The 25,310-nt window shown below is 71.9% G+C and carries 19 protein-coding genes; 2 read left to right on the top strand and 17 right to left on the bottom strand.

Features of this window, described 5'->3' with window-relative positions; all coding sequences use genetic code 11:
• Nucleotides 1-8: 8 nt before the first annotated feature.
• From ABJI51_RS23245 to ABJI51_RS23190, 12 genes are all read right to left on the bottom strand, one after another.
• A complete protein-coding gene (locus tag ABJI51_RS23245) occupies nt 9-497 on the bottom strand; it encodes a hypothetical protein (RefSeq protein ID WP_348953399.1) in 489 nt (162 codons plus the stop codon).
• Nucleotides 494-1,000 carry a hypothetical protein gene (locus tag ABJI51_RS23240; RefSeq protein ID WP_348953398.1) on the bottom strand — a complete coding sequence of 169 codons (507 nt, stop codon included), beginning with the start codon at nt 998-1,000 and terminating at the stop codon, nt 494-496. The genes ABJI51_RS23245 and ABJI51_RS23240 overlap by 4 nt, the downstream gene beginning before the upstream one ends.
• Nucleotides 997-2,103, bottom strand: a complete 1,107-nt coding sequence (locus tag ABJI51_RS23235; protein WP_348953397.1) for an MlaD family protein — start codon at nt 2,101-2,103, stop codon at nt 997-999. Before ABJI51_RS23235 ends, ABJI51_RS23240 begins: the two co-directional genes overlap by 4 nt.
• Nucleotides 2,103-3,074, bottom strand: a complete 972-nt coding sequence (locus tag ABJI51_RS23230; protein ID WP_348953396.1) for an MCE family protein — start codon at nt 3,072-3,074, stop codon at nt 2,103-2,105. Before ABJI51_RS23230 ends, ABJI51_RS23235 begins: the two co-directional genes overlap by 1 nt.
• Nucleotides 3,071-4,069 carry an MCE family protein gene (locus ABJI51_RS23225; protein WP_348953394.1) on the bottom strand — a complete coding sequence of 333 codons (999 nt, stop codon included), beginning with the start codon at nt 4,067-4,069 and terminating at the stop codon, nt 3,071-3,073. Before ABJI51_RS23225 ends, ABJI51_RS23230 begins: the two co-directional genes overlap by 4 nt.
• Nucleotides 4,069-5,079 (bottom strand): MCE family protein, encoded by a 1,011-nt coding sequence (locus ABJI51_RS23220; protein WP_348953393.1) that lies wholly within the window; start codon nt 5,077-5,079, stop codon nt 4,069-4,071. Before ABJI51_RS23220 ends, ABJI51_RS23225 begins: the two co-directional genes overlap by 1 nt.
• Complete coding sequence (locus tag ABJI51_RS23215) at nt 5,076-6,092, bottom strand: MCE family protein (RefSeq protein ID WP_348953392.1); 1,017 nt, start codon at nt 6,090-6,092, stop codon at nt 5,076-5,078. The genes ABJI51_RS23220 and ABJI51_RS23215 overlap by 4 nt, the downstream gene beginning before the upstream one ends.
• A complete protein-coding gene (locus tag ABJI51_RS23210) occupies nt 6,089-7,285 on the bottom strand; it encodes an MCE family protein (RefSeq protein ID WP_348953391.1) in 1,197 nt (398 codons plus the stop codon). Before ABJI51_RS23210 ends, ABJI51_RS23215 begins: the two co-directional genes overlap by 4 nt.
• On the bottom strand, nt 7,282-8,097 hold the full coding sequence (locus ABJI51_RS23205; protein ID WP_348953390.1) for an MlaE family ABC transporter permease: 816 nt from the start codon (nt 8,095-8,097) through the stop codon (nt 7,282-7,284). Before ABJI51_RS23205 ends, ABJI51_RS23210 begins: the two co-directional genes overlap by 4 nt.
• The gene (locus tag ABJI51_RS23200; RefSeq protein WP_348953389.1) at nt 8,098-8,892 is read right to left on the bottom strand and encodes an MlaE family ABC transporter permease; all 795 of its coding nucleotides are present in this window, start codon (nt 8,890-8,892) and stop codon (nt 8,098-8,100) included.
• Entirely contained in the window at nt 8,889-9,629 is a 741-nt protein-coding gene (locus tag ABJI51_RS23195) for a hypothetical protein (RefSeq protein WP_348953545.1), read from the bottom strand. The genes ABJI51_RS23200 and ABJI51_RS23195 overlap by 4 nt, the downstream gene beginning before the upstream one ends.
• 91 nt (nt 9,630-9,720) lie before the next feature.
• Nucleotides 9,721-11,295, bottom strand: a complete 1,575-nt coding sequence (locus ABJI51_RS23190; protein ID WP_348953388.1) for a DUF6801 domain-containing protein — start codon at nt 11,293-11,295, stop codon at nt 9,721-9,723.
• 244 nt (nt 11,296-11,539) lie between these two features.
• On the opposite strand from ABJI51_RS23190, the gene ABJI51_RS23185 reads away from it, so the two are divergent.
• Nucleotides 11,540-12,469 carry an ATP-binding cassette domain-containing protein gene (locus ABJI51_RS23185; RefSeq protein ID WP_348953387.1) on the top strand — a complete coding sequence of 310 codons (930 nt, stop codon included), beginning with the start codon at nt 11,540-11,542 and terminating at the stop codon, nt 12,467-12,469.
• Nucleotides 12,466-13,299, top strand: a complete 834-nt coding sequence (locus ABJI51_RS23180; RefSeq protein WP_348953386.1) for an ABC transporter permease — start codon at nt 12,466-12,468, stop codon at nt 13,297-13,299. Before ABJI51_RS23185 ends, ABJI51_RS23180 begins: the two co-directional genes overlap by 4 nt.
• A gap of 145 nt (nt 13,300-13,444) precedes the next feature.
• Here the strand turns inward: ABJI51_RS23180 and ABJI51_RS23175 are convergent, their stop codons facing one another.
• The 5 genes from ABJI51_RS23175 to ABJI51_RS23155 are packed head-to-tail and all read right to left on the bottom strand — an operon-like array spanning nt 13,445 to nt 25,227.
• Entirely contained in the window at nt 13,445-14,557 is a 1,113-nt protein-coding gene (locus tag ABJI51_RS23175) for a glycosyltransferase (RefSeq protein ID WP_348953385.1), read from the bottom strand.
• Nucleotides 14,554-15,330: an alpha/beta fold hydrolase gene (locus tag ABJI51_RS23170; protein WP_348953384.1), complete on the bottom strand. Its 777-nt coding sequence runs from the start codon at nt 15,328-15,330 to the stop codon at nt 14,554-14,556. The genes ABJI51_RS23175 and ABJI51_RS23170 overlap by 4 nt, the downstream gene beginning before the upstream one ends.
• On the bottom strand, nt 15,318-15,608 hold the full coding sequence (locus ABJI51_RS23165) for a phosphopantetheine-binding protein (RefSeq protein WP_348953383.1): 291 nt from the start codon (nt 15,606-15,608) through the stop codon (nt 15,318-15,320). The genes ABJI51_RS23170 and ABJI51_RS23165 overlap by 13 nt, the downstream gene beginning before the upstream one ends.
• A complete protein-coding gene (locus ABJI51_RS23160) occupies nt 15,605-19,432 on the bottom strand; it encodes a beta-ketoacyl synthase N-terminal-like domain-containing protein (RefSeq protein WP_348953382.1) in 3,828 nt (1,275 codons plus the stop codon). The genes ABJI51_RS23165 and ABJI51_RS23160 overlap by 4 nt, the downstream gene beginning before the upstream one ends.
• The gene (locus ABJI51_RS23155) at nt 19,426-25,227 is read right to left on the bottom strand and encodes an SDR family NAD(P)-dependent oxidoreductase (RefSeq protein WP_348953381.1); all 5,802 of its coding nucleotides are present in this window, start codon (nt 25,225-25,227) and stop codon (nt 19,426-19,428) included. Before ABJI51_RS23155 ends, ABJI51_RS23160 begins: the two co-directional genes overlap by 7 nt.
• Between the last annotated feature and the right edge of the window lie 83 nt (nt 25,228-25,310).

Raw genomic sequence — 25,310 nt, 5'->3', positions numbered from 1 at the left:
GTTTCCTCTCAGGCGGCGGACATCCCGGTGACGCGCCACTTCCCGGCGACGCGCTCGGCCGTGACACTCAGCTGGGCGGCGCCGGTGCTGCGCTGCCCGTCGCCTCTCGTGCCGGTCTGGTCGAGGAACACCAGCAGTGCCGCGCGGTCGCCGTCCAGCAGCTTCACGCCGGAGGCGACCGCGATCGAGGTGACCACCAGCTTCTGCTCGGCAGCGAGCCTGCGTACCTGGCCGAAGAGCTGTTCGTACTGGCCGAGGGCGGGTCCGGTGAGGACGTCCTTCGCCGCCTGCTCGCTCTTGGCCGGATCGTCGTAGCGGTAGGAAAAGACCGTGCCGAGCGCGGCGCCGACCTGCTTGCCGGCATCCGCGGTGGCCGCGACGTCGGCGAGCGCGCTGTTGTGCGCGACGACTTCGCCGGTGGCCCGCGCTTCGAGCGCGAACCACACGGCGAGCCCGGCCATGACGAGGGCGAACGCCCCGGGCCAAACCTTCTTCACGGTGCCTCCCCCACGGGAACCTGGCCGAGGCCGGTGACGCGCCAGCCGTCCGGGCCGCGGGTCAGGTCGGCCTGGAAACGGTTGCGCTTGGTCACGGCGTCCCCGCCCTCCGGCGTGACGACCAGCTCGACCGACGCGAGCAGCTTCGCCGTGCCCGCGCCGGTGTCCACTTCGGTCACAGCCGCGTCGGTCACCTTGCCGGTGGTGACGGTCTTGGCCTGCGCGATGCGGTCGAGGCTGCCCTGGCGGTCGGCTGCCAGCTCGTCGTGCAGCGCACCGCCGGAGAGGTCCAGCCAGTGCTGGTAGCCGGGGCCCGCCTGCCGGTAGTCCAAAGTGGTCAGTCCGGCGACCGCGGTCCGGCCCGCCTGCAACGCTTCTTCCCGGACGGCCGCGCGCGCGACGCCGTCGTCGTGCGCCACCTGCCACCAGGTGAACCCCGACCACCCGGCGGCCGCGGTGGCGAGCACCGCCGCCACCGGGGGCAGCCACGCCAAGATCCTCACGGCCGTCCTCCCGGTGCGTTCTGCGAGCCCCGCACGTTCGTCCCGTCGCCAGGGGGCAGGGCGCAGCGCGCCGCGGTGTTCAGCGGGCGGGCCGACGTGTCGAGGCCGTTGCGATACGGCGTCGTGTACCCGGTGGTGCACGGCGGCGGGTCGAAGAACGTCAGCGACAGCCCGATGTGCGCGCCGTCCGGGCGCACGACCGCGCTGCCCGCCGCGACCGCTTCGGGCGCGGTGATCAGCAGCTGCCGGATGCCGTCCCGGCGGGTCTCCAGGACGTCCGCGGTGGTCAGCAGGTTCGCCAGCAGCACGCCGAGACCCGGCCCGGAGTCGCGGATCAGCGCGCCGACCTCGTTCGCCGCGGCGGGCACCGCCGGGATCAGCGTGCGCAGGTCGCCGTCGGACTGTTTCAGGGTTGCCGCCAGCAGCTTCGCGTTGGCGCCGAAGCTGCGGATCGCGTCCGCCTGCTGCACCTGCGTGTCGAGGACGACGTGCGCGTCGGTGACGAACCGGGTCAGCGGCGCGACGTGCGCGCTCGCCGCCTGCACGAACTCGATGCCGCGGCCGACGAGCTGGTCCAGTGCCGGGCCGGCGTCGGACGTCGCGTTGTACAGCTCGTCGACGACGGTGCGCAACGCCGGCTTGGGCACCGACGCGGCGAACGAATCCACAGTGGACAGCACGACGTCGACCGGCAGCGGGATCTTCGTGTCCGCCTGGGTGATCACCGAGCCGTCGTGCAGCTTCGGCCCGCCGTCGGTCCGCGGCCGCAGGTCGACGTACTGCTCGCCGACGGCCGACCGGTTGGCGACGACGGCTTCGGTGTCGGCCGGGACCGGCGCCGTCCCGGAGTCGATCTGGAGGTCGGCCTCCATCCCGGCCGGGGTCAGCCGCAGCTCGCCGACGCGGCCGATCGCGACGCCGCGGTAGGTGACCTCCGCGTTCGTGAAGATGCCGCCGCCACTGGGGAACTGGGCACGGACGGTGTAGCCGCGGTCGAAGAACACCTTGTCCAGACCGGCGTAGGTGGCCCCGACGTAGGCGACGCCGACGACCGCGATGACGACGAAGGCCGTCACCTGCACGCGCACGAACCGGGTCAGCATCAGTGGCCTGCCTTGAGGAAGCCGTTGAGATAGTCGCCGCGGATGGCGTCGAGCGCGGCGTCCGGGAACGGGAAGGTGAAGATCATCTCCATGGCCTTCGGCAGCTTGTCGCCGGAGTCGGCCAGCCGCCGCAGCAGCGGTTCCAGCGCCCGCAGGTCGGCGACCAGGTCGTCCTTGCTGCGGTTCACGGTGTCGACGGCGACCGCGGTCAGGCCGTCGAGCGACTTGAGCATCCCGACCAGCGCCTCCCGCTGCTGGTTGAGGACGCCGATGCCGGGCGTGAGCCCGTTCAGCGTCGTGGTGATCTGGCCGGTGTGGGCGTTGAGGGTCGCGGCGAGCTTGTTGACACTCTCGATGGCCCGCGTGATCTCGGCGCGGTGCTCGTCGAGTCCCTTGACGAACGTGTCCAGATTGGACAGAAGGTTGCGTGCCGCGGTTTCCTTGCCGCCGAGGGCGTCGTTGAGTTCGTGGCTGATGTTCTGCACCTGCGCCACCCCACCGCCGTTGAGCAGCAGGGAAAGGGCACCGAAGACCTCCTCGATCTCCGGCGTCAGCGTGGACCGGTCGAGCGGGATGGTCGCGCCGTCGAGCAGCCGGCCCGACGGCGTCGCGTCGTCCGGCGGGGCCAGTTCGACGAACTTCTCGCCGAGGATGCTGGCCTGCCGCAGCCGCGCGACGGCGTTGCCCGGCAGGTCGACGTCGCCGTTGACCAGCAGGCTGACGACCGCGCTGTGCCCGCCGGGGGCCAGCTCGACCTTGACGACCTGGCCGACCGGGACGTCGTTGACCTTGACGCCGGACTGCGGCACGAGGTCGAGGACGTTGGTGAAGCTCGCGGTGACGTGGATCGGGTGGTCGCCGAGCGCGGCGCCCCCGGGCAGCGGGATGTCGTAGACGCTGACCCCGCGGCCGCAGCCGGTGGTGACGAGTGCGAGCGCCGCCACCGCGGCGACCTTGACCAGTCCCTTCATTTCGGCTCCGAGTACTCGAGAAGGTTGCCGCGGCCGTCGATGGTCCCGTTCGCCTTGTCGTAGGCACCCAGGAGGTTCGTCAGGGCGTTGGGGGCCGCGGTGAGGGCTTCGGCGAGCGAATCCTTCTGGTTCACCAGGATCTTCGTGACGTCGGTCAGTTTGTCCACGTTGGACTGCACCTTGCCGCGGTTGTCCTTGATGAACCCCTGCACGACGCTCAGCGCCTGGGTCAGCTCGGTCAGCGCGCCGGAGAACTGGTCGCGCTGGTCGGCCAGCACCCGGCTCAGCGACGCGATCTGCGAGATCGCCTGCTTCACCTGGGTGTCGTTGGCGGCGAGCATCGCGGTGAACTTGCTGACGTTGTCGATGGTCGAGAAGAAGTCGTCCTTGGAGTCACTGGCGGTGCGGACGAACTCGCCGAGGTTCTTGATCGCCTCGCCGATGGTCCGCCCGTTGCCGTTCAGGTACTCCGCCGACTTGGTCAGCACGTCGCTGACCGCGCCGTCCTTGTTGGCCCCCTGCGGCCCCAGCGCAGCCATCAGCTGGTTGAGGCTGGTCAGCAGCTCGTCGACCTCGACAGGGGTCGCGGTGCGTTCACGCGGGATGGACGCCCCGTCGGCCAGCGTGGGGCCGCCGGTGTAGACGGGCGTAAGCTGCACGTACCGGTCGGCGACCAGGCTCGGCGTGATGACGACGGCCCCGGCGTCCGCGGGCAGCTGCACGCCGGGCTTCAGCGTCATGGTGACCTTGACGTCGGTGCCGTCCGGTTCCACTTTGGACACCGACCCGATCGCGACGCCGAGCACGCGGACGTCGGAGTTGGGATAGATGCCGACGGCGGCGGTGAAGTACGCGGTCAGGGTGCGGTCGCCCGGCGCGGTCGCGATCGGCCACGCCGCGCTGACCAGCAGCGCAAGCACCACGCCGAGGGTGAGCGCGCGCAGCCGCGTGCGCCGTTTCGCCTGCGCTCCGAGGTCGACGAGCTGGTGGGCCATCAGCGTCCCCCGTTCTTCGGCGGCAGGCAGCTGCCCGGGGTGTCCCCGGTGGGGATGAGCCCGCAGATGTAGGTGTCGATCCACCGGCCGTTGCCGACGGCGTTGCCGAGCAGCCGGTAGAACGGGCCGGCCAGGCGCAGGCTGTCCTCCAGCTTCCCCTGGTTGCGCTGCAGCACGGTCGCGACGCGGTCGAGCTGGTCGAGCGCCGGGCCGAGCGTCTTCTGGTTCTCCGCGACCAGCCCGCGCAGCTGGATCGCCAGGTTCCGGACGCCGCTGAAGAGTTTCGCGATGGCGTCCTTGCGGGCGTTCAGCTCGGTGAGCAGCGTGTTGCCGTCGCGGATGAGCGCCTGGATCTGCTCGGCGCGGCCGCCGAGCGTCTTCGAGACCTGGTTGGTGTTCTGGAACAGCTTGACCAGCTCTTCGTCGCGGGAGGCCAGCGTCTTCGACAGCGCGGCGACGCCATCGAAGGCCGCTCGGACGTCCTGCGGCGCCGACGCGCCGAGCGTGTCGGACAGCGTGCGGAACGCCTGCGCGAGCTGGCCGGTGTCGATCGCGCCGACCGTGCCAGCCAGGTCGTTGAAGACGGCGGTGACGTCGTAGGGCGAGCTGGTACGGTCGAGCGGGATCGGCTGCGCGGGGTCCAGCTCGCCGTTGCCGACCGGGTCGAGCACGAGGTTCTTCTGGCCCAGCAACGTCTTGATCTTGATCGCCGCGGTGGTGCGGTTGCCGACCCAGGTGTCCTTGACACGGAAGAGCACCTCGACGTGGTCGCCGGCCAGCCGCACGTCGGTGACCTCGCCGACCTTCACCCCGGCGACGCGGACCTCGTCGTTCGGCTTGATTCCCGCGGCTTCACGGAATTCGGCCTTGTACGTGGTGCCGCCGCCGATGACCGGCAGGTCGTCGGAGAAGAACGTCGCGCTGCCGATCAGGGCCATGACCAGCGCGGTCACCGCGCCGACGGCGATCGGGTTACGGGACCGGAAAGGCTTGATCCGCGGGGGTTTCACCGGCACCTCGCAGCGGTCACGGGAATGCCCGGCGGCGGGCCGCCCGGGGCCGGTTTCGCGTCCGTCCGGACCGAGCACAGGTAGAAGTTCGCCCACGAGCCGTAGGAGAACAGCGTGCCGATCCGGTCGAGCTTCTTCGGCAGGTTGTCGACGAACTGCTGGAACACCGGGGTGTTGTCGGCCAGGTTCTTCGACAGGTCGCCGAGCGCGGTGATGCTGTCCTTGAGCGGCTGACGGCCCTGGTCGAGCAGCCCGGCGGTGGCGGTGGTCAGCTCGCCGAGCCCGCCGATGGCCTGCCCGATCGGCTTGGCGTCCGCGGCGAGGCCGCTGACCAGCTGCGCGGTCGTGTCGACCAGCGTGTCGAACTGGTCGCCCTGGGCGTTGAGGGTGTCCAGGACGGTGTTGAGGTTGCCGACCACCTGGCCGATGACGGCGTCCTTGCCGGCCAGCGTCGAGGTCAGCGACGCGGTGTGCTGCAGCAGGCTTTCGATCGTGCTGCCCTCCCCCTGCAGGACCTGGATGATCTCGAACGACAGCTGGTTGACGTCGTTCGGTGAAAGCGCCTGGAACAGCGGCTTGAAGCCGTTGAACAACGCGGTGAGGTCGAGTGCGGGCTTGGTCCGCTCCAGCGGGATCTGCGCGTCTTCGGCCAGTGTCGGCGCGGTGTCGGCGGCGCCGGGGTCGACCGCGAGGTACCGCTGCCCGACCAGGTTGCGGTAGCGGATGGTGACCGAGGCCGCCGCGGTGAGCCGGTGGGTGCGGTCGACGGAGAACCCGACGTCGGCGAGGCGGTGCTCGACGACCTGTACCGAGTCGACCTGACCGATCCGGACGCCTGCCATGCGGACCTCGTCGCCCGGGTTGACCGACGTCGCGTCGGTGAACCGGGCGGTGTAGCCGATGGTCGCGCCGACCCCGGAGTTGGCGATGGTGATCGCGAGCACGCCGGTCGCGGCCGCGGTGACCAGGAAGAAGATCAGGCCCTTGACCGCGGGGCCGACCACACTCCTCATCGGACAGTCACCTCCGTCCCCCGCAGCGCGGGTCCGATCAGGACACTGCTCCAGTCCGGCACGTCACCCAGGACCGGCCGCAGCAGCTCGGCGACCAGCCGCCGTTCGCCCGGCGAGTTCGCCGGACCGAGGTCGCCGTCGGTGACACCGGGAGCCGCGGCGCCGCCGCCGTAGCACTTCGGGCCGCCGGTGGCGTCGAACCGCGGGGTGTCGCGGCCGGGGACGTACTTCTCGCGCGGGTCCTGCACGGTGAGCGTCACGTGCAGGCCCGGCTCGTTCGTGCCCTTGCCGAGTGCCTTCTCCATCACGGGCTTGAGGCGGTTCACCGCGTCGAACAGGCACGGGAACTCGGGCGAGTAGCGTGACAGCAGCTCCAGTGTCGGACGGCTCTGCGCGGACACGCCGATGATGTTGTCCTTGTTCTTCCGCAGGAACTCGTCCAGGTGCCCAGTGGCGGCGGTGACACTGGAGTAGAGGTTGTCGAGGTCGGCGCGGGTGTCCACAATGGTCTTCGCGGTGGTCGCCAGGTCGGTCAGCGCCTGCAGGATGTCGGGCGCGGCGGTGGTGTAGACGTCGGCCGCGTTCGCCAGCCCGGTGACGTCCGCCTTGAACTGCGGCATCAGCGGGTTCACCTGGTTCAGCAGGTCCTGCAGCTGCCCGATGCTGTCGCCGATCGGCTTGCCGCGGTGGTCGAGGGCCTGGGAGATCGCGCCGAGGGAGGTGTTCAGCTTCTGCGGCTGGACCGCGCGCAGCAGCGGCAGCAGGTCGCCGAGGACGCGTTCCAGCTCGATCGCGTTGGCCGAGTGGTCCTGCGCGATGACGTCGCCGGAGCGCAGTGTCCCCTGTGGACTCGCCGGCAGCACGAGGTTGACATACCGCTCGCCGAACACCGTCTTCGGCAGCAGCCGCGCGGAGACGTTGCGCGGCAGCTGGCCGATCTTCGCCGGATCGAGCGCGAGGTCGATTTCGGCGCCCGTGCGGGTGCTGCGCACGGCCCGGACTTCGCCGAACGGGACGCCCTTGACCTTGACCTCGGCGGTCGGGGCGAGCTGGTTGCCGACCCGGTCCGCCTGCAGCGTCACCAGCTCGGCGTCGTCGAAGTCCTTGTCGTAGACCGCCACCGCGAACCAGCCGAGCAGGACCAGCACGCCGAGGAAGGCGACCCCGGCGAGCTGCGTGCCGAACCGGCTCATCCCGACACCTTCACCGTCGTCGTCGCGCCCCAGATGGCCAGGGACAGGAACAGGTCGAGCACGCTGATCAGCACGATCGACGTCCGCACCGCACGGCCGACGGCGACGCCGACCCCGGCCGGGCCACCGGAAGCGCGGTAGCCGTAGAAGCAGTGCGTCAGGATCACGCCGACGCTGAAGACCAGCACCTTGCCGAACGACCACAGGACGTCGCCGGGTGGCAGGAACAGCGTGAAGTAGTGGTCGTAGGTGCCGCCGGACTGTCCGAAGAAGACAACCGTGGTCAGCCGCGAACCGAGGTAGGAGATGAGCAGGCCGATGACGTACAGCGGGATGATCGCGACGAACCCGGCGACGATCCGGGTGGTGACCAGGTACGGCATGCTCCGCACGGCCATCACCTCCAGCGCGTCGATCTCCTCGGAGATGCGCATCGCGCCCAGCTGCGCGGTGAACCCACTGCCCACAGTGGACGACAGCGCGAGCCCGGCCACCAGCGGCGCGATCTCGCGGGTGTTGAAGTACGCGGTGAGGAACCCGGTCATGGCCGAGATGTTGATCTGGTTCAGTGCGCTGAAACCCTGGAGACCGACGGTGACGCCGGTGAACACGCACAGCCCGACCATCACGCCGATCGTGCCGCCGATGACCGCGAGCGCGCCGCTGCCGAACGTCACTTCCGCCAGCAGCCGCACCACTTCGCGGAAGTAGCGGGTCACCGCGAGCGGGACGGCCGCGATGGCGCGGACGTAGAACAGCAGCTGGTCGCCGAGGTCGAACAGCCGGTCGCCGGGTTTGCCGAGGAGCGTCACTCAGGTTCCCTTCGCCGGCACGAGCTGCAGGTACAGCGCGGTGAGCACGGTGTTGACGAAGAACAGCAGCAGGAACGTGATGACGACGGACTGGTTGACGACGTCGCCGACGCCCTTGGGGCCGCCCTTCGGGTTCAGCCCGCGGTAGGAGGCGACGACCCCGGCGAGGTAGCCGAAGATCACCGCCTTGACCGAGCTGACGACCAGGTCCGGCAGCTGCGCGAGGGCGTTGAAGCTGGCCAGGTACGCGCCGGGCGTGCCGCCCTGGACGATGACGTTGAAGAAGTAGCCGCCGAGCACGCCGACCACGCTGACCAGGCCGTTGAGCAGCACGGATGCGCAGACCGCGGCCTGCACCCGCGGCACGATCAGGCGCTGGATCGGCGAGACGCCGAGCACCTCCATCGCGTCGATCTCCTCGCGGATGCTGCGCGCGCCGAGGTCGGCGCAGATCGCGCTGCCGCCCGCGCCGGCGATGATCAGCGTCGTCACGATCGGGCTCGCCTGCTGCACGACGGCAAGGACGCTGGCCGCACCGTTGAACTGCTGGGCGCCGATCTGGCTGGTGAGCGAGCCCAGCTGCAGCGAGATGACCGCGCCGAACGGGATGGAGACGAGGATCGCCGGCGTGATGGACACGCTGGCGATGAACCAGAACTGCTGGACGAACTCCCGGACCTGGTACGGGCGGCGGGTCATCGCGAGCAGGATGTCCAGACCCATGGCGCACATGCGGCCGAACTCGCGCAGGCCGTTGGCCGCCTTCTGCGGGGCCTGGCTCAGCAGCGTCGTCATGCGGCACCGCACTTGTTCGGGCCCGCCGTGCCGAAGCAGCGCAGGACGAGGTTGGTGACGAGGGTGTTGCCGGGCCCGGCGACCAGGCCGGTGAGCAGGCGGCTCACGTCCTCGTGGCCGACGCAACCGGCGAACGGCGGCGTGGTGAACGTGCTGGTCACCTTGGCGGGCGGGGCCGGGAAGGAGATCGGCACCAGCGCCTTGATGTTCACCGAGGCAGACTGGGCGGTCCGGCAGTTCGCGCCGACGTCGAGGACCTTACCGTCCACTTTGGCCTCCGAGAGCTTGATGAAGACCTTGGCCGTCACGTCGGTGTCGGCGCAGATCGCGGTGCCGACCGCCTTGCAGCCGGTGTCCTTGCCGTTCCTGACGGTCGCGGTGCCGGTGGCGTCGCCGTCCGGGACGATCTCGACGCGGCTAGTGGCGGGCATGAACCGGAAGGCGACGAAATAGCCGTCCGTGGCGGGGATCGAGAGCTTCCCGGAGATCGGGACCGTGTTCGTGAGGCCGCCGAGGAAGCCGTCGAAGTGCCCCTGCGGGAAGACGATGTCGGAGCCGAGCTTGGCCACGTGGCTCGTCGTCGGCTGCTTGGCGTCGCCGAGCAGGAAGCCGAACGGGAGCTGCGTGACCGCGGCCTGCTGTGGCGCGTTTTCGCCGGGCGCGGCTTGCGCCGCCCCCAGCGAAAACGCGGCCAGCACCAGCACGAGCGGGAGCGAGAACCGGGTCAGCACGGGCATCCTCACGTTGTCGAAATTACTGACGATTCTCGTTGCGGGACAAGGGTTTTCGTATTCTTGTCACGCGCGTCTGCGTTTCCCGCCCGCCAGGTCACTTCCTGGTGAGGGTCACCTCCAGCTTGTTGCCGGGACCGGAGGTGATGGCACTGATCAGGCCGGTCAGGAAGCCGCAGCCGGTGAACTGCGGGATGGTGTAGGTCGCGGTCAGCTTGCCGCCCTTGAGCGGGTCGAAGCCGGGCGCCGAGACGAGCGGGATGTCGGCGGGCTTGGTCGTGTGGCACGCCGTCGAGCAGAGGATCGGCAGGCCGAACAGCCGGACGCTGGTCAGGTGGATGTCGACCGGCGCGTTCGCCTTGACCACGCCCGCGGCGATCGTGCCCGCGATGGGACCGGCCTGGTCGAGCTTGACGGTCGCCGACGCCGGCAGGAAGCCGAAGACCCGGAAGTCCACATGGGACTTCGGCAGCGCCAGCTGGGCGCCGAACTTGCCGGACGCGACGTCGAGCTTGGCGTCCAGGGTGCCCGGGCCGAGCGGCAGCGTGGCGTGCAGCTGCTTGAGGACCGACTTGCCCTGCACCGAGTACTTGACCTCGACGCCGTTCGGCGGCGTGGTCGGCTGGGTCGTCGGGGTGGTCGGTTCCGTCGTCGGGGTCGTGGGCTCGGTCGTCGGCGTGGTCGGGGTCGTCGGCTCGGTCGTGGGAGTCGTCGGCTCCGTGGTCGGGGTCGTGGGCTCGGTCGACGGCGTGGTCGGCTGGGTGGTCGGGGTCGTCGGTTCCGTCGTCGGGGTCGTCGGCTCGGTCGTCGGAGTGGTCGGCTCGGTCGTCGGAGTCGTCGGTTCCGTCGTCGGAGTGGTCGGCTCGGTCGTCGGAGTCGTCGGTTCCGTCGTCGGCGTCGTCGGCTCAGTGGTGGGAGTCGTCGGCGTGGTCGGGACCGTTGTCGGGGTCGTCGGCGTTGTCGGGGTCGTGGGCGTCGTCGGCTCGGTGCTGGGCGTGGTCGGCGTCGTCGGCGTGGTGGGGGTCGTCGGGGTGGTCGGCGTCGTGGTGCCGCCCGCCGGCTTGATCTCGAACGTCCCCAGCTGCTGGTTCTGGCCGGGGACGGCCACGCAGTCCGAGGTGAACGTGCCCAGGTCGGTCGGCTGGCCGTTCGCGGTGCGCGGGGTCATCGTGGTGCTGAAGTTCCCGACCGTCACCGACGCGGTGCCGGGGCTGGGGAACGTCACCGCCGGCGCCTTGCCGCTGCTCTTGACGTGGAACGAGCCCGACGGCGGCACCGGCGTCGACGGGATGGTCAGCGGCAGGTTCAGGTTCAGCGTCCGGTCGACCGGGTACTTGAGCACGGCCGCGGCCTTCGCCGAGCCGTCCAGCGAGGTGGCGCCGACCAGGGCGAGGCCCTCGGTGGCGGTCTCCGGCACGGTGACGTCGACGTCGAAGGTGATCGGGGTCGACGCCGCGCCCGCGACGGCGTTGTCGGGCAGGTTCGTGTCGATCTTCACCGACAGCACCTGGTCGCCGATGAGGGGGAACGGGCAGTTGTAGTTCAGTGTCAGGGTCACCGGCGCGGCCTCGGTGGGCCCGGCGCCGACGAGCGCGACGGTGGCCGCGACACTCGCGGCGGTCGCGACGGCCAGGCCGTACGCGGGCTTTCTCGACTTCCACGGAAACTTCACGGCTCGTCACCTCGGGGAATGGGGGTAATTTCCCTGGAAAATACCTCCGTAATTCCGGCGCAACAAGCGGCCGCCGATTCTTTGTCACGCGCAGGGGATCACCACCGCCGGGAAGGGTCACGCAGGTCAACCCTTGTCACGCGCGGACGATCCGCGGCCGCGAAAATTGTCATGCCCGTGTTTCCGCCTTGCCTGCCGCTGCCGCGTCCGGATACCTTTTCCGGGGCAGCGGAAAGGAGCGGCCATGAACCAGCCGGTCATCGCCGTGACGGACCTCGCGAAACAGTACGGCGAAGTCACCGCGCTCGCCGGGATCAGCCTGAACGTCGCCCGCGGGGCGGTACTGGCGGTCCTCGGCCACAACGGCGCCGGGAAGACGACGCTGATCGACATCCTCAGCACCCGCGTCCGGCCGAGTGCGGGCACCGCCCGCGTCTGCGGCTTCGACGTCGTGCAGCGCGGACGGGCGGTCCGGCGGCGGATCGGGGTGACCGGGCAGTTCGCCGCGGTCGACGACGCGCTGTCCGGCCGCGGGAACCTGGTGCTGATCGCCCGGCTGCTGGGCGCGAAACCCCGGCAGGCGCAGGCGCGGGCCGCCGAGCTGATCGCGGCGTTCGGGCTGGAGGACGCGGCCGACCGCCCGGCGGCGACGTACTCGGGCGGGATGCGGCGGCGGCTGGACCTGGCCGCGGGCCTGGTCGGCGCGCCGCAGGTGCTGTTCCTCGACGAGCCGACGACCGGCCTCGACCCGGTGAGCCGCGCCGGGCTGTGGGCGATCGTCGAGGACCTCGCGGCGCGCGGCACCACGGTCGTGCTCACCACCCAGTACCTCGAGGAGGCCGACCGGCTGGCCGACCACGTCGTCGTCCTCGGCCTCGGGCACATCACGGTGTCCGGGACGCCGGCGCAGCTGAAGGCGCGCCTGGGCAACCGGACGGCGACGCTGGCGTTCGGCACCGAGCTGGCGTTGCGGCGCGCGGTCGACGCGTTGTCCCGCCTGGGTCTCGCGGCGGGCCGCGGCGGGCTGGTGCTGACCGTGCCGCTGTCCGGCCCCGGCGACATCCCGGTGCTGGTGCGCGCACTCGACGCGGCGGGCGCGCCACTGCGGGACCTGACGGTGACCGAGCCGACGCTCGACGACGTCTACCTGTCCCTGCACCGGGCGGCGTCGTGACGCAGGCCCGGCACCGCGCGGCCGTCGCCGCCCTCGGCGACCCGTCGGCCTGGCCGGAGTCCGGGTTCTGGACGCACGTCCGCGTCCTGGCGGCCCGCTCGCTGCGGACGGCGTTCGGCGACCGGCGGCTGGTCTTCTTCGGGCTGGTGCAGCCGGTGGTGCTGCTGGTGTTGTTCAGCCAGGTGTTCAGCGGCGTCGGGGCGCTGCCGGGGGTGGCGGCGTACCAGGGTTACGTCAACTTCCTGGTGCCGGCGACGCTGGTGAACATCGCGATGACGACGGCGATGAGTTCGGGCGCGGGCCTGCTGGCGGAGATCTACGGCGGCTTCACCGGACGCCTGCGCTGCCTGCCGATCTCGCTGTTCTCGGTCCTGGTGGCCCGCACGCTGGCCGACTCGGCCCGGCTCGCGGTCCAGCTCGCGGTGACGGCACTGGCGAGCGTGGTCTTCCTGGGCTTCCGCCCGGCGGGCGGGGTACTCGGCCTGGGGCTGGCGTTGCTGCTGACGCTGGTGGTGGGCTGGTGCCTGAGCTGGGTGTTCGTGGCGATCACGACGTGGCTGCGCAAGGCGGAGACCCTGCAGGCGGCGTCGTTCGTGGTGATGTTCCCGCTGATGTTCTCCTCGAGCGCGTACATGCCCCTGGACACGATGCCCACCTGGGTCCGCGCAGTCTCGGCGATCAACCCCCTGACGTACGCAATAGACGCAACCCGCGCCCTGGCACTGGCCCGCCCCCTCGGCTGGTCCCTCGCCACAGCCCTGGCCATCGCCGCCGTCGCCGCGGTGGTCGGCGCAACCCTGGCCTCCCGCACCTTCCGCAGAAACCCGTGACTCGCGTGATCAGAACGCCAACTCGCGTGATCAGAACGCCAACTCGCGTGATTGAAGGGTCAACTCGCGTGATTGGAGGGTCGACACGCCTCCGGCCCCGCCCTGCGCCGTGTCGACCCTTCAATCACGCGTGTCGACCCTTCGATCACGGGCTCGCCAGGGATTCGAGGCGGGTTGCGGCTTCCTCGGCGCCTCCGGCTGCTTCGAAGGACTCGCGGATCCGGGACGCGCCTTCGCGGTACTGGCCCGCTGACTCGATGGCCGCGCGGATGTCCGCCGCCTTCGCGCGGTCGAAGCGGACGCGGACTCCGGCCGCGGCCGTGACGACCTGCTGGGCCAGCATCGACTGGTCGTCGCGGATCGGGGCGACCACCAGAGGTACCCCGGCCGCGAGAGCCTCGCACACCGTGTTGTGCCCGCCGTGGCAGACCACCACCGAGGCCTGCGCGAAGACCGCCACCTGCGGGATCCGCCGGGCCAGCCGGACACCCTCGCTCACCAGGGTCCCCGACGGATCCACCACCAGGCCCTGGACCGACGGCATCCCGGCCAGCGCGTCGACGCTCTCGGCCAGGAACCGCGTCCCCGCCGAGGCGTTCGACGTCCCCAGTGTCACCACCACCAGCGGACGTCCGTCCGAACCGGACCACTCGCCCGGCTCAGCACTCAGGACCGGGCCCACATAGGACACCGGAACGTCCAACCGGGACGGACCGGCCAGCGCCCGGGTCGTGAACGCCAGCACGAGATGCGGGGAGAACCGCAGGTCACCGAGCAGGACGCCGTGCCGGGCCCGCAGTCCCGCCTGGAGGTCACCGACCCAGGACGCGATCTTCGGCAACGCCGAGAGCGGGTCGGCCAGCTCGGTGGACGTCGACGCCGACGTCGCCCACGGCAGCCCGCACCGCTCCGCCACCAGCGCCCCCGCCATCGCCTGCTGATCCACGACGACAACGTCCGGCTCGAACGAGGCAACCGCCGACGCGACGCCCGGCACCATCGCGTCGGCCAGCGGCACTAGGTACGACTCCCACAGGTACTTCAGCGCGGCGAACCCGCGCAGCCCCGGCGGCCGCAAGGCCACCGCGAACGGCCTGGAGTCCCCGGCGGGGAACACCCGGCCGGAGACCAAAGTGGACAGTTCCGGTACAGGACCGCACCAGGACACGGAGTGTCCCCGCGCGGCGAGGACCGAAGCCACCCCACGCAACGGCGCCACGTGCCCGGCCAGCGGCGGCACGACCAGCAGGAACCTCACGCCGCGTGCCGCTCGATCCAGCGCAGCACCAGCTCGCGCACCTCCCGGTGCTGCTCCACCAGCACCGAATGCCCCTGCCCCTCGAACACGTGCAGCTCGCCCCGCGGCAGCATCGACGTCAGCGCTTCGAGATCGTCCGCCTGGTAGCCGTGACTGCCCAAAATGGACAGGACAGGGCAGCCGATCGCCGCCACCTGTTCCCAGGTGAGCAACGGCCCGAGCGGGACCTCCTCGGCCATCTTCGTCGACGTGATCCGCTCGGCCGCCATCCGCGCGAGACGGCGGTGGTGCGCGCTGAAGTTCGCTTCGATCCACTCGAAGCTCTCCTCCACCTGCAGGAACCGCACGGTGTGCGCGAGGATCGCGCTCATCTTCTCGGCCCAGACGTCGGTCGCGGGCTCGGACTCGATGCACACGATGCTGCGCACGCGGTCCGGGTAGGCCGCGGCGTAGCTGTAGGCGAGCGTGCCGCCGAAACTGTTGCCCACCAGGTGAACCGGCCGCGAAACCGCGAGCTGACGCAGCAGGTCGTCGAGGTCGGCGACGAAGTCCGCCAGCGTGTAGCCGCGTTCCGGGCGCTCGGTCTTGCCGTGCCCGCGCAGGTCGTAACTGATCACGTCGATGCCCGCGGCCGCGACCGGCGGCGCCAGCGTCAGGTAGAAGCTCGCCAGGCTGTCGGTGCCCATGCCGTGCAGGAACACCACCGTCTCGGTGCCGCCGGCGGGCACGAGCTGCACGTTCGTGCGCAGCCCGTTCACGGTCATCGTCGGCACGTGCGCTCCTCGACGAACCGCGCGATGTCGCCGACCGTCAGCCCGATGACGTCGTCGAGGTCCTTCTCCGCCAGGTGCTCGGCGAGGTTGACCTCGGCACCGAAGTGCTCGGCGAGGATGCTCGCGAACGTCACGAGGTCGATGCTCTCCAGCTGCAGGTCCTCGTGGAACGTCGTGTCCGGGGTGATCTCGATGCCGAGCACCTCGGCGTCGCCGACGAGTTCGGCGAGCAGCCCGGCGACGACGTCGAACGTGGCGGACGCGTGGTCGATGGTCATGACGTGCTCCTGGATTGTGCGGTGGCGGTGCCGCCGGTCAGCTCGACCGAGACGGCGAGGCGAGGGAGGTCCCGGTGCCGCCCGGACACCGTGCCGTCGTCGTGCACGCGGATTTCCGCGGGGTAGACGGGTTCGGCGAGCCGGGCGCGGACGGCGTCCTTGGCCGCGATGCGCCGCAGCAGCCAGCCGCGTTGCTGCAACGGCGGCACCGCGGCGAACTCGGCGCGTTCGGACGCGCTGAGGTAGATCCCGGCGTAGATGTCCCGGGCGGCGACGGTCGGCCAGCGGTCGGTGACCGTCACCCGGCCGTCGTCGTGCCGTTCGGCCAGCAGGTGCCGGTCAGGGAAGGCATAGACGCGGTGGGCCGCGCGGTCGCACGGGAACCGGACGTCCCGCCAGCCCGCGACGGTCGCCAGCACCCGCCCGTCGAGGACCAGCTCGGCATCCATTTCCAGCACGTCCGGCCGCGGCAGCCGGATCCGCGCCAGGCACTCCAGCCGGGTGCCGGGCGCGGGTTCCGGGCCGTGCCAGGTGAGCCGGCCGATCGACCGCGGGAACGCGAGCAGGTCGTCCGACCGCGTCGCCATCAGCCAGCAGCCGAGCAGCTGCCCGACGTTGTCGAGCAGCCCGCCGGGCGCGGACGGCACCACCAGTTCGCCGCGGATGTGCTGCTCGCCGAGCCCGGTCAGCCGGGCAAGGCCCTGGTAGGCCGGGCCGTGGAACATCTCGCGCCGCGCGTAGATTTCGGCCGCGCTCAGCGGCGGCGTGGTCTCCGGGCCGGGCGCGCCGGTGCGTGACGGCGGTGGCGCGTACGTGCCCAGTTCGACGGTCATCAGCGCGTACGGTCCTATTTCGACAGTGACGCAGCCGCCCTCGCGGCTCAGGGACAGCGGCACCCGCTGGGCAGGCGACGCGATCAGCCAGCGCGAGAACACCGCGTCCCGCACCGCGACCGCCGTCGTGCCCGGCCAGGTACGCTCGACGGCCCGGCAGGCCAGGTCCACCAGCGTCGTCGCGGGCACCACCGGCCGGAAGTCGGACTCGTCGGGCCAGTCGTCGCGCTGCCGGAAGAACCGGTGGTCACGCAGGTACGGCATCGCCGTCAGCGAGACGTCCACAGTGGATTCGACACGCCGCCGTGCGGCCGCGGCGACGACCTCCGCCGCGGTCCGGCGGGTTTCGGTGAGCAGCGCGGTGAACTCGGCGACGATCGCGTCCGGCACCCCGGCGGGCAGCGTCTCGCCGTCCAGCAGTCCCCGTGCCGATTCTCCCAGCGACAGCAGGGAATTCCCGGTGTTGAGCCGGATCCGCCGGGGTTCCAGCGCCGCGAAGTCCGGGGTCCCGCCTTCGGTCCACAGTGCCGTCGCGGCCCGCCGCAGCTGCGCGAGCCCGGACCGCGTGCCGGACGCGGCGGCGACGACCAGGTGCCGCCGCTCGCCGAGCGTGTCGGTGACGTACGAACCGATCTGCCCGGCGCCGACCTGCACGAACGCGCGGAACCCGGCGTCGTGCAGTGCCTCGGTCAGCTGCCGGAACCGGACCGGGCGCAGCAGGTGGTCCAGGTACAGCGCGCGGACCTCGTCCGGCGCCGCCGGGTAGGGCCGCGCGGTCGTCGCCGACCAGACCGGCAGCGCGGGTTCGCGCAGGTCCAGATCGGCGACGAGCCGGGCGAACGGCGCGAGGTACGGCCGCATCAGCGGGGTGTGGAAGCCGGACCGGAACGGCAGTGTCCTGGCCACGATCCCCTGCCCGCGGCAGATCGTGGCGAACTCCGCGACGGCGTCCGGCGGGCCGCACACGATCGTCTGCTGCGCCGCGTTCTCGTGCGAGACAACGAGATTCTCGGGCAGCAGCCCGGCCACGCGGGCCGCCGGGCAGCCCAGCACCAGGTAGTCGGCCTCGGGCAGCTCGAATCCGCCGGGCCAGTACCGCGCCACGGCGTCCGGCGCCGCCCGGTACATCGCGGCGGCCTGCATCGCGGTCCACTCGCCGACGCTGTGCCCGGCGAGCGCGTCCGGCCGGATCGCCAGCCGCCGCAGTGCCTCGTCGAGCATCAGCCCGGCCGCCGACACGCTCGCCGCGCGGTCGAGCACGCTGGCCGTCGACCACTGTGGACGGTCCAGGCCGAACTGCCGGGCGACGTCGTCCAGCCGCGGTTCGGTGCCGTCTTCCAGTCCCGGGTGGACGAACACCGTCTTCCCGGACGGCAGCAGCGGATCGACGCTGCACCAGACGTCTCCCGCGCCGTGCCACGACCGGCCGTCCGCGGCCACCTTGGCGATGACCCGGCGGGCCGTGGCGAGCTTGCGGTCGTCCGGGCCGACGATGCCGATCCGGCACGGGCCCTCGCCCGCCTCGGGCCGGTCGAGCCGGTCCAGCAGTTCCTCCGGCGTGCGCGCGGCCAGCCGCAGCACGCGTTCCGGCTCGTCGACACGCACCCGCCGCTTCGGCGCCGGGTCCCCGGCCTCCAGGACGACGTGCGCGTTGACCCCGCCGAAGCCGAACGCGTTGACCGCGGCGACCCGCGGCAGCGCACCCCACGGCTCGGCTTCGGCCAGCACCCGGAAGCGGGTCTTGTCCAGCAACGGGTTCGGGTCGGCGCAGTTGAGCGTCGGCGGCAGCACCTCGTGGTGCAGCGCGAGGGCGACCTTGACCAGCCCGGCGATCCCCGCGGTCGCCAGCGTGTGCCCGAGCATCGACTTGACCGAGCCGATCACCGCCCGCGGCCCGCCTGCCGGGCCGAAGACGTCGGCGACGGTGGTCAGCTCGGCGGCGTCCCCGGCGGGCGTGGCGGTGCCGTGTGCTTCCAGCAGGCCGATTTCCGTGGGATCCCGCCCGTCCCAGGCCCGCCGCAGAGCCAGAGTCTGCCCGGCGACCGACGGGCTGAGCAGGCTCGCGCCCCGGCCGTCACTCGACGTCCCGCTGCCGCGGATCACGGCGTAGACGCGGTCGCCGTCGCGCCGGGCGTCGGCCAGCCGCTTGAGCACGACCATCGCGGTGCCCTCGCCGATGAGCATGCCGTCGGCGGCACGCGAGAGCGGGCTGATCCGCTGGCTCGGCGACAGCGCGCCGAGCTGGGTGAACAGCGACCACAGCGTGTCATCCTGCGTCTGGTGCACCCCACCGGCCAGCACGACGTCGCAGCGCCGCCGGGTCAGCTCCCCGATTGCCTGGTCCACCGCGACCAGCGAAGACGCACAGGCAGCGTCCACTGTGTACGCGGGCCCGCCGAGGTCGAGCCGGTTGGCGACGCGCGCAGCGGCGAGGTTCGGGACCAGCCCGGCGGCAGTCTCCGGCCGGAACTCGCCGAGGGGTTCGAGCAACGCCGTCCGCAGCCGGTCGAGGACGTCCGGCCCGGCCGACGGCAGCAGCTCGCCGACCGTGCGGGTCACCTGGCGGACAGTGCGTACGCGCTGGTCGAAGCCCTGCAGGCCGGGCGAAAGGTAGCCGCCACGGCCGAGCACGACACCGATGCGTTCCGGGTCGCCGAGCCTGCCGAGGCCGCCCGCGTCGTCGACCGCGGACACGGCGACGGCGAGCGCGGTCAGCTGGTCCGGTTCGGTGCCGTCGACGGACGTCGGCGGCACGCCGTGCGCGGCCGGGTCGAAGTCGAGGAACTCCGGGGTGAAGCCGCCGCGGCGGCCGTGCGTGCGGTCCGGGGCGGCGCCGTCGCGGCCGTGGAACGCCGGGTCGCGGCGGTGCGGCGGGATCTCGGTGACGGCGTCGGCGCCGTCCACGAGGTTCCGCCAGTACTGGTCCACTGTGGACGCGCCGGGCAGGAACACGCCCATGCCGACGATCGCCACCGGCTCCTGGCTCACCACAGCGACGCCGTGTAGAGCACCGCGCGGTCGGTCCCGTAGGCCAGTTCGCGCAGCAGGGCCGCCGTGCCCTCGTCCGGGTCGAGCAGGGCGATGTCCCGCCGCTCGTACTCGCGCGCCAGCTCTGGGGAGACCATGCCGCCGTGGTCGTGGCCCGGCGCCCACGGTCCCCAGTGGACGGTCACCGCGCGGCCCGGCCAGGTGCGGCCCAGGGCCTCCAGCGCGTCGTTCGCCGCGGCGTAGTCGGTCTGCCCGCGGTTGCCCAGGACAGCGGCAATGCTGCCGAAGAACGCAACGAAGCCGGGTTCGGCCCCGAACTCCGTCAGCGAAGCCAGCATCGCGCGAGCGCCGTCCACTTTGGTCTCGAAGACGTCCCGGAACGACGTCTCGTCCTTGTCCGCCATAAGCTTGTCGTCGATCACCCCGGCGGCGAAGACGACGCCGTCGATCCGCCCGTCCAGCTCCTTCACCAGGCGATGCACGGCGTCCGCGTCCCGGACGTCGAGCGCCCGGTAGGCCGGGACGCCCCCGGCCGCACGGATTTCCTCCAGCGTCCGGCCGATCTCACGCTGGGCGAGCACGGTCCGCACCCGGCGTTCGATGTCGGCCACCGCCCCGCCGCGCCCGGCCAGCACCGCACGCATCGCGGCGGGGTCGGCGGGCAGGTCGTCGGGCTCGCCGGGCCACGGCGTGCGGCCGGCCAGCTCGATGCGGCAGCCGGAGGCGGCGAAGGCGACCGCCGCGCGGGCGGTGATCCCGCGGGCGCCCCCGATCAGCAGCACCACCGAGTCCGGGCCGAGGCCCAGCGCGGCCAGCTCGCCACCGCCCGGACCGGCGCCGGAATAGGCGATCGAGGGCAGGTCGGCGGGCCGCGGCTCGATCGTGAAACGGCCGCCGTCGTCGTGGCCGACGACCGAGGGGCCGTCGCTGAGGGCCTCGTCGACCAGCACCTTCGCGATGTCGTCGGCGACCTCGACGAGCCGTGTGACGCCCTGGCGTTCGAGCGCGGCGGAGCGGACCAGGCCGCGGAGCCCGGCCGTACCCGGCTCGGCCGCCACCAGCACGGTGCCGGTTGCCGCCTTGAGCAGCGAGAACACCTCCGGCACGCGGCGGCCGGCGGCCGGCACCACGGTGACGTCGGCGTCCGCGTCGACGATCTCCGCCCCGGCGCGGGCGAAGGCGGCACGCACGGTCTCGTCGTCACCCAGCACCGCCACCGACTTCCCGCGCAGCCGGGCGGGATCGGGGTCGAGCGGCACCGGCACCTTTTCCAGCCGGTACCGGACCGGGGCGGCGGCCGCGGGAGTCAGCCAGCTTTCCAGGTGCGCGGTCAGCGCGTCGGCGGTCCGGTCACGGGAGAGCTGGTCGGTGCGGTCGTCGGCGGGCAAGCCGAGCTTGCTCAGCAGTGTCCCGGCGATCTCGGTGCGCTTGATCGAGTCGATCGACAGGTCGGCTTCGAGGTCGAGGTCGCCGTCGATCATCTCGGCCGGGTAGCCGGTGCGCTCGCTGATGACGGCGATCACGGTGCTCCGGACGTCGGCTTCGACCGGCTCGGGCGTCGCAATCGGCTGCGGCTCGGGGATCACCACGGGTTCCTCGATCACCACGGGCGCCGGGGCGTTCCCGAGGTAGCCGAGCATGACTTCCCGCTGCGCCGCGACGAGTTCGCGGGTGGTGCGCAGGAAGTCGACGATCGCCTGGTCGCGGCCGGGCGCGGGCTGGGTCATGGCGGTACTCCGGATTCTGCGGGCCGGGGGCAGGGCGGGTGCCTCGGCACCGGGCGCGCGGACGGACCGCCCGTCGACGGCCCAGGCGGTGGCGGACGGCTGTGGGCGCTCCGGCCGAGTAAGGCGTCCGGTGTGGACGGTGACCCCGGCGGCGGCGAGCCGGGACAACGCGGTCAGGAAGCCGGTGAGGTCGGGTCCACAAGCGACAACGGTGTGCGGCCGGTCGCCGAGGATCTCCCCCACCAGCCGGGAAAGCACGCGGCCCGGCCCGGCCTCGACGAACGTCCGCGCGCCGGCCGCGTACATCGCTTCGATCTGGTCGACGAACCGGACGGGCGAGCCGATCTGCGCGGCGAGTTCGGCGCGGACGTCGTCGCCGTACGGCTGTGCGGTGCGGTTGGCCCAGACCGGCAGCTTCGGATCCATTATGGACTCGCGCGCGAGTGCCTCCGCGAAGACGGCACCGGCGCCGGCGACCAGCGGGCTGTGGAACGCACACGCGACGGGAATCCGCTGCGCGCTGATGCCGGTTTCCCTCAGCCGCCGGACAGCACGTTCGACCGCGGCAACCGAGCCGGAGAGGACGACCTGCCCGGGAGCGTTGTGGTTGGCGACGACGACGTCGGGGCCGATCAGGGTCGGGGTGAGCAGATCCCGCGAGGCCTTGACGGCAGCCATCGTGCCGGGCGCGGCGACGTCGGCGATGGCCTGCGCCCGGGCCCGGCTCAGGCGCAGCAGGGTGCTGGTGTCGAAGGCACCGGCGACCGAGAGGGCGACCAGTTCCCCATAGCTGTGCCCGGCGAGGAAGTCCGGCCGGACGCCGACCTGTTCGAGGAGCCGCACGACGGCGGTTTCGACAAGCCCGAGTGCGGGCTGCGCAACGCGGGTGTCGGTGAGGGCGGCTTCCTGCGCCGCGACGGCATCGGGGTCGAAGGCCCGAGGCGGGAAGGCCTTCGCGGCGACGTCGGGCGCGAGCCGGAGAAGATCGGCCAGTTCGGGAAAGTGGACGAAGAGTTCGGCGAGCATCCCGGGGCGCTGGCTGCCCTGGCCGGGGAAGAGGAAGGCAATCTTGCCGGGGTCGGTGGCATTGCGGCCGGAGGCGGGCGAAGGCTGCCCGCCCGAACCGGCGGCAGGCTCCGGCGCCCCAGCCGCCCCACCCCGGATCTCCCGCAGCGCCTGCTCGGCCTCCGGGGACCAGTCGCGCAGTCCATGACTCCGGTCCGGGGCCACCGGGCCCGCGCCGAGCACCGCGTGGAAGTTCGTGCCCCCGAACCCGAATGCACTCACCCCAGCCAGCCGCGCCGGGTTGGGCCACGGTCGCGCCGCTGTGGTGAACGTGAACGGGCTCCTCGCCGCGTCCCATGCCGCGTTCGGCTTGGTCAGGTGCAGGGTCGGGGGCAGCACCTCGTGCCACAGCGCGAGCGCCGCCTTGATCAAGCCTGCCAGGCCCGCCGCGCACTTCGTGTGGCCGATCTGGCTCTTCACCGAGCCCAGCGCGCAGCTGCCCGGCGCCGCGCCCGCGTCGGTGAAGAACCCCGTCAGCGTCCGGAGTTCGGTCGCGTCGCCGACCACCGTTCCGGTGCCGTGTGCTTCGACCAGTCCGACGTCCACAGGGGACACTCCGGCGTCGCGGTAGGCCCGCTCCAGCGCGCGGTGCTGCCCTTCCGGGCGCGGTGCCGTCAGGCCGAGTGCCTTGCCGTCGCTGGCCGCGCCGACGCCCTTGACCACCGCGTAGATCCGGTCGCCGTCGCGTTCGGCGTCCGGCAGGCGCTTCAGCACCAGGCAGGCCACGCCCTCGCCGAGCGCGATGCCGTCGGCGGCCGCGTCGAACGGGCGGCAGCGGCCGGTCGGCGACAGCGCGCCCGCCGACGTGAACATCAGGTAGTCGTGGATGCCGTTGTGCAGGTCGACCGCGCCGCACAGCACCAGCGAACTCGTCCCGGCCCGCAGTTCCTTCGCCGCCAGGTCCAGCGCGGCCAGCGACGAACCGCACGCGGCGTCCACAGTGTAGTTCGCGCCGCCGAGGTCGAGCCGGTTGGCGATCCGGCCGGAGATGACGTTGGCCAGCGTGCCGGGGAACGTGTCCTCGGTCGGTTCGGGCAGCTGGGCCAGCAGCTCGGGCGGCACCTCGTCGAGGTAGCCGTCGAGCAGGGACCGCAGCGTGCCCGCGTTGGCGAGGTCGCCGCCCGCTTCCGCGCCGAAGACGACACTCGTGTGCTCGCGGTCGAAGTCCCGGTCGGCGTATCCGGCGTCGGCCAGCGCGCGGCGCGCGGTCTCCAGCGACACCAGCTGGGCCGGGTCGATGCTCGCCATCGCCGACGGCGGGATGCCGTAGTCCAGCGGGTCGACGTCCAGCGGCGGCAGGAAGCCACCCCACTTCGATGTGGACTGTCCGAAGTAGACTTCCGGGTCCCAGCGTTCCGGCGGCACTTCGGTGACGGCGTCGTCGCCGCGGAGGACGGCCGACCAGAAGGCTTCGAGGTCGGGCGCACCGGGGAACGTGCAGGCCATGCCGATGATCGCAATGTCTCTTGTGGACTCAGTCGGCACCGGTTCTTCCTGACGGGCGAAGCTCTTCCCAGAAGTGACTTCGCGGTGCAGCTCGGCGATCGTCGTCCGGCGGTCGCGCAGCACGGCGACCTGCCCGGCCATGTACATCCCTTCGGCCAGCTGGGTTTCCTCGTCGACGCGCTCGCCGCCGTGGCGGATGCCCTTGCTCGCGACGCGCAGCCGTCCGGTGTTCAGCTCCTCCAGCCGCTGCCACGCCTCCTGTGCCGGTACATCCCGCAGACCGGCCTTGACCTGCTCGAACTCCTCGGTGTACGGGCTCGGCAGGCACCGCGTGCGGTGGCCGGGCGCGGTCTCCAGGGTCACGGTGGCGTCGGCGGCGATCGCGCGCTCCTGGAACAGCCCGGTGATCGCGCCGTGCGTCACGGCCTCCTCGGTGAACAGGTAAGCCGTGCCCATCAGGACACCGACGGCGTCGAGCGGCGCGGCCATCGCCGCGACCATCGCGGCCGAGCGCGCGTCGTGGATGCCACCCGCGAAGAGCACCTCGACGTCCTTCGCCGCGCCGAGCACGGCCAGTTGCTCTTCCCACAGCTCGAAACTGGTCCGCGGGCCGACGTGCCCGCCGCACTCGGCGCCTTCGAAGACGAACCGGCGGACCCCGGCGTCGAGGTACTGGGCAAGCAGGATCGGCGACGGCACGTGCAGGAACGTCACGATCCCGTCGGCCTCCAGCGCCTTGGCCTGCCCGGGTTTCCCGCCCGCGACCAGGACGCACCGCGGGCGCGCGGCCCGGATCGCGGCCAGCTGTTCGACGCGCAGCGCGTCCGGCACGAACCCGAGGATGCCCGCGCCCCAGGGCCGGTCCCCGAGCCGTTCGGCGGTGCGCGTGAGCAGCTCGGTCGTGCGGTCACCGTTCGCCGTGGCCACGGCCACGAACGGGAATCCACCCGCTTCCGCGACCGCGGCGGCGAAGCCGGGCTGGTCGCTCACCCGCGTCATCGGGCCCTGGACGACCGGCAGCGCGCTCCCGAGCGTCCGGCACAACCGCGTGCCGAGCGTCGCCGCGGGCACCTCCGCGCCGACGATCCGGCGCACCTCGGTGTCCACAGCGGACTCAAGGACGACGCCTGCCGCGCCACCGGCGAGAGCACCCACCGCCGTGCGCGGCCCGGCCACCCGGCCCCACACCGGGACGTCGAAGGTGTTCAGAAGCTGTTGCAGCAGAATGAAGTCACTCAGGTCACCACCGCGGGCGAGGAGCCCTCGCGCTCCCCCGCGGACGGCCTCGGCCGCGGTGGTGACGTCCGCGACTTCGGCGATCGCGTCCGTCCACGGCGCTTTCGTGCGGACGGCGAAGGCGGCACCCTCGGGCAGCGGGCCGTCGGTGCGCACGGCGTAGGGCACCCGCACCCGGGCCGCGACCAGCCGCAGGGCTTCGGGATCGGCGCCGTCGAGGACACCGAGGCCGCCACCGCGGGCGGCCGCGGCGACCGCATCGGGGCCGCCGATGCTCAGGCACCGCAGCCGTCGGGCATGCGACGGCGGGACCAGCTCGGCCATCGGCGAACCTCCTGTACGCGGGGCGGTGCGATCTTCAGAAATAGCTCACCAGGCCCGGTAAACGCAATACTCGTGCTAATGTA

This window comes from Amycolatopsis melonis (assembly GCF_040064235.1).
GTDB lineage: Bacteria > Actinomycetota > Actinomycetes > Mycobacteriales > Pseudonocardiaceae > Amycolatopsis > Amycolatopsis melonis.
This window is presented reverse-complemented; position numbering and strand designations above follow the sequence as displayed.

Bases quoted from the DNA above. Each gene is read 5' to 3' on its own strand.
- ABJI51_RS23235 (WP_348953397.1), bottom strand. From the start codon at position 2,103: ATGCTGACCCGGTTCGTGCGCGTGCAGGTGACGGCCTTCGTCGTCATC.
- ABJI51_RS23230 (WP_348953396.1), bottom strand. From the start codon at position 3,074: ATGAAGGGACTGGTCAAGGTCGCCGCGGTGGCGGCGCTCGCACTCGTC.
- ABJI51_RS23225 (WP_348953394.1), bottom strand. From the start codon at position 4,069: ATGGCCCACCAGCTCGTCGACCTCGGAGCGCAGGCGAAACGGCGCACG.
- ABJI51_RS23215 (WP_348953392.1), bottom strand. From the start codon at position 6,092: ATGAGGAGTGTGGTCGGCCCCGCGGTCAAGGGCCTGATCTTCTTCCTG.
- ABJI51_RS23210 (WP_348953391.1), bottom strand. From the start codon at position 7,285: ATGAGCCGGTTCGGCACGCAGCTCGCCGGGGTCGCCTTCCTCGGCGTG.
- ABJI51_RS23200 (WP_348953389.1), bottom strand. From the start codon at position 8,892: ATGACGACGCTGCTGAGCCAGGCCCCGCAGAAGGCGGCCAACGGCCTG.
- ABJI51_RS23195 (WP_348953545.1), bottom strand. From the start codon at position 9,629: ATGCCCGTGCTGACCCGGTTCTCGCTCCCGCTCGTGCTGGTGCTGGCC.
- ABJI51_RS23185 (WP_348953387.1), top strand. From the start codon at position 11,540: ATGAACCAGCCGGTCATCGCCGTGACGGACCTCGCGAAACAGTACGGC.
- ABJI51_RS23165 (WP_348953383.1), bottom strand. From the start codon at position 15,608: ATGACCATCGACCACGCGTCCGCCACGTTCGACGTCGTCGCCGGGCTG.
- ABJI51_RS23155 (WP_348953381.1), bottom strand. From the start codon at position 25,227: ATGGCCGAGCTGGTCCCGCCGTCGCATGCCCGACGGCTGCGGTGCCTG.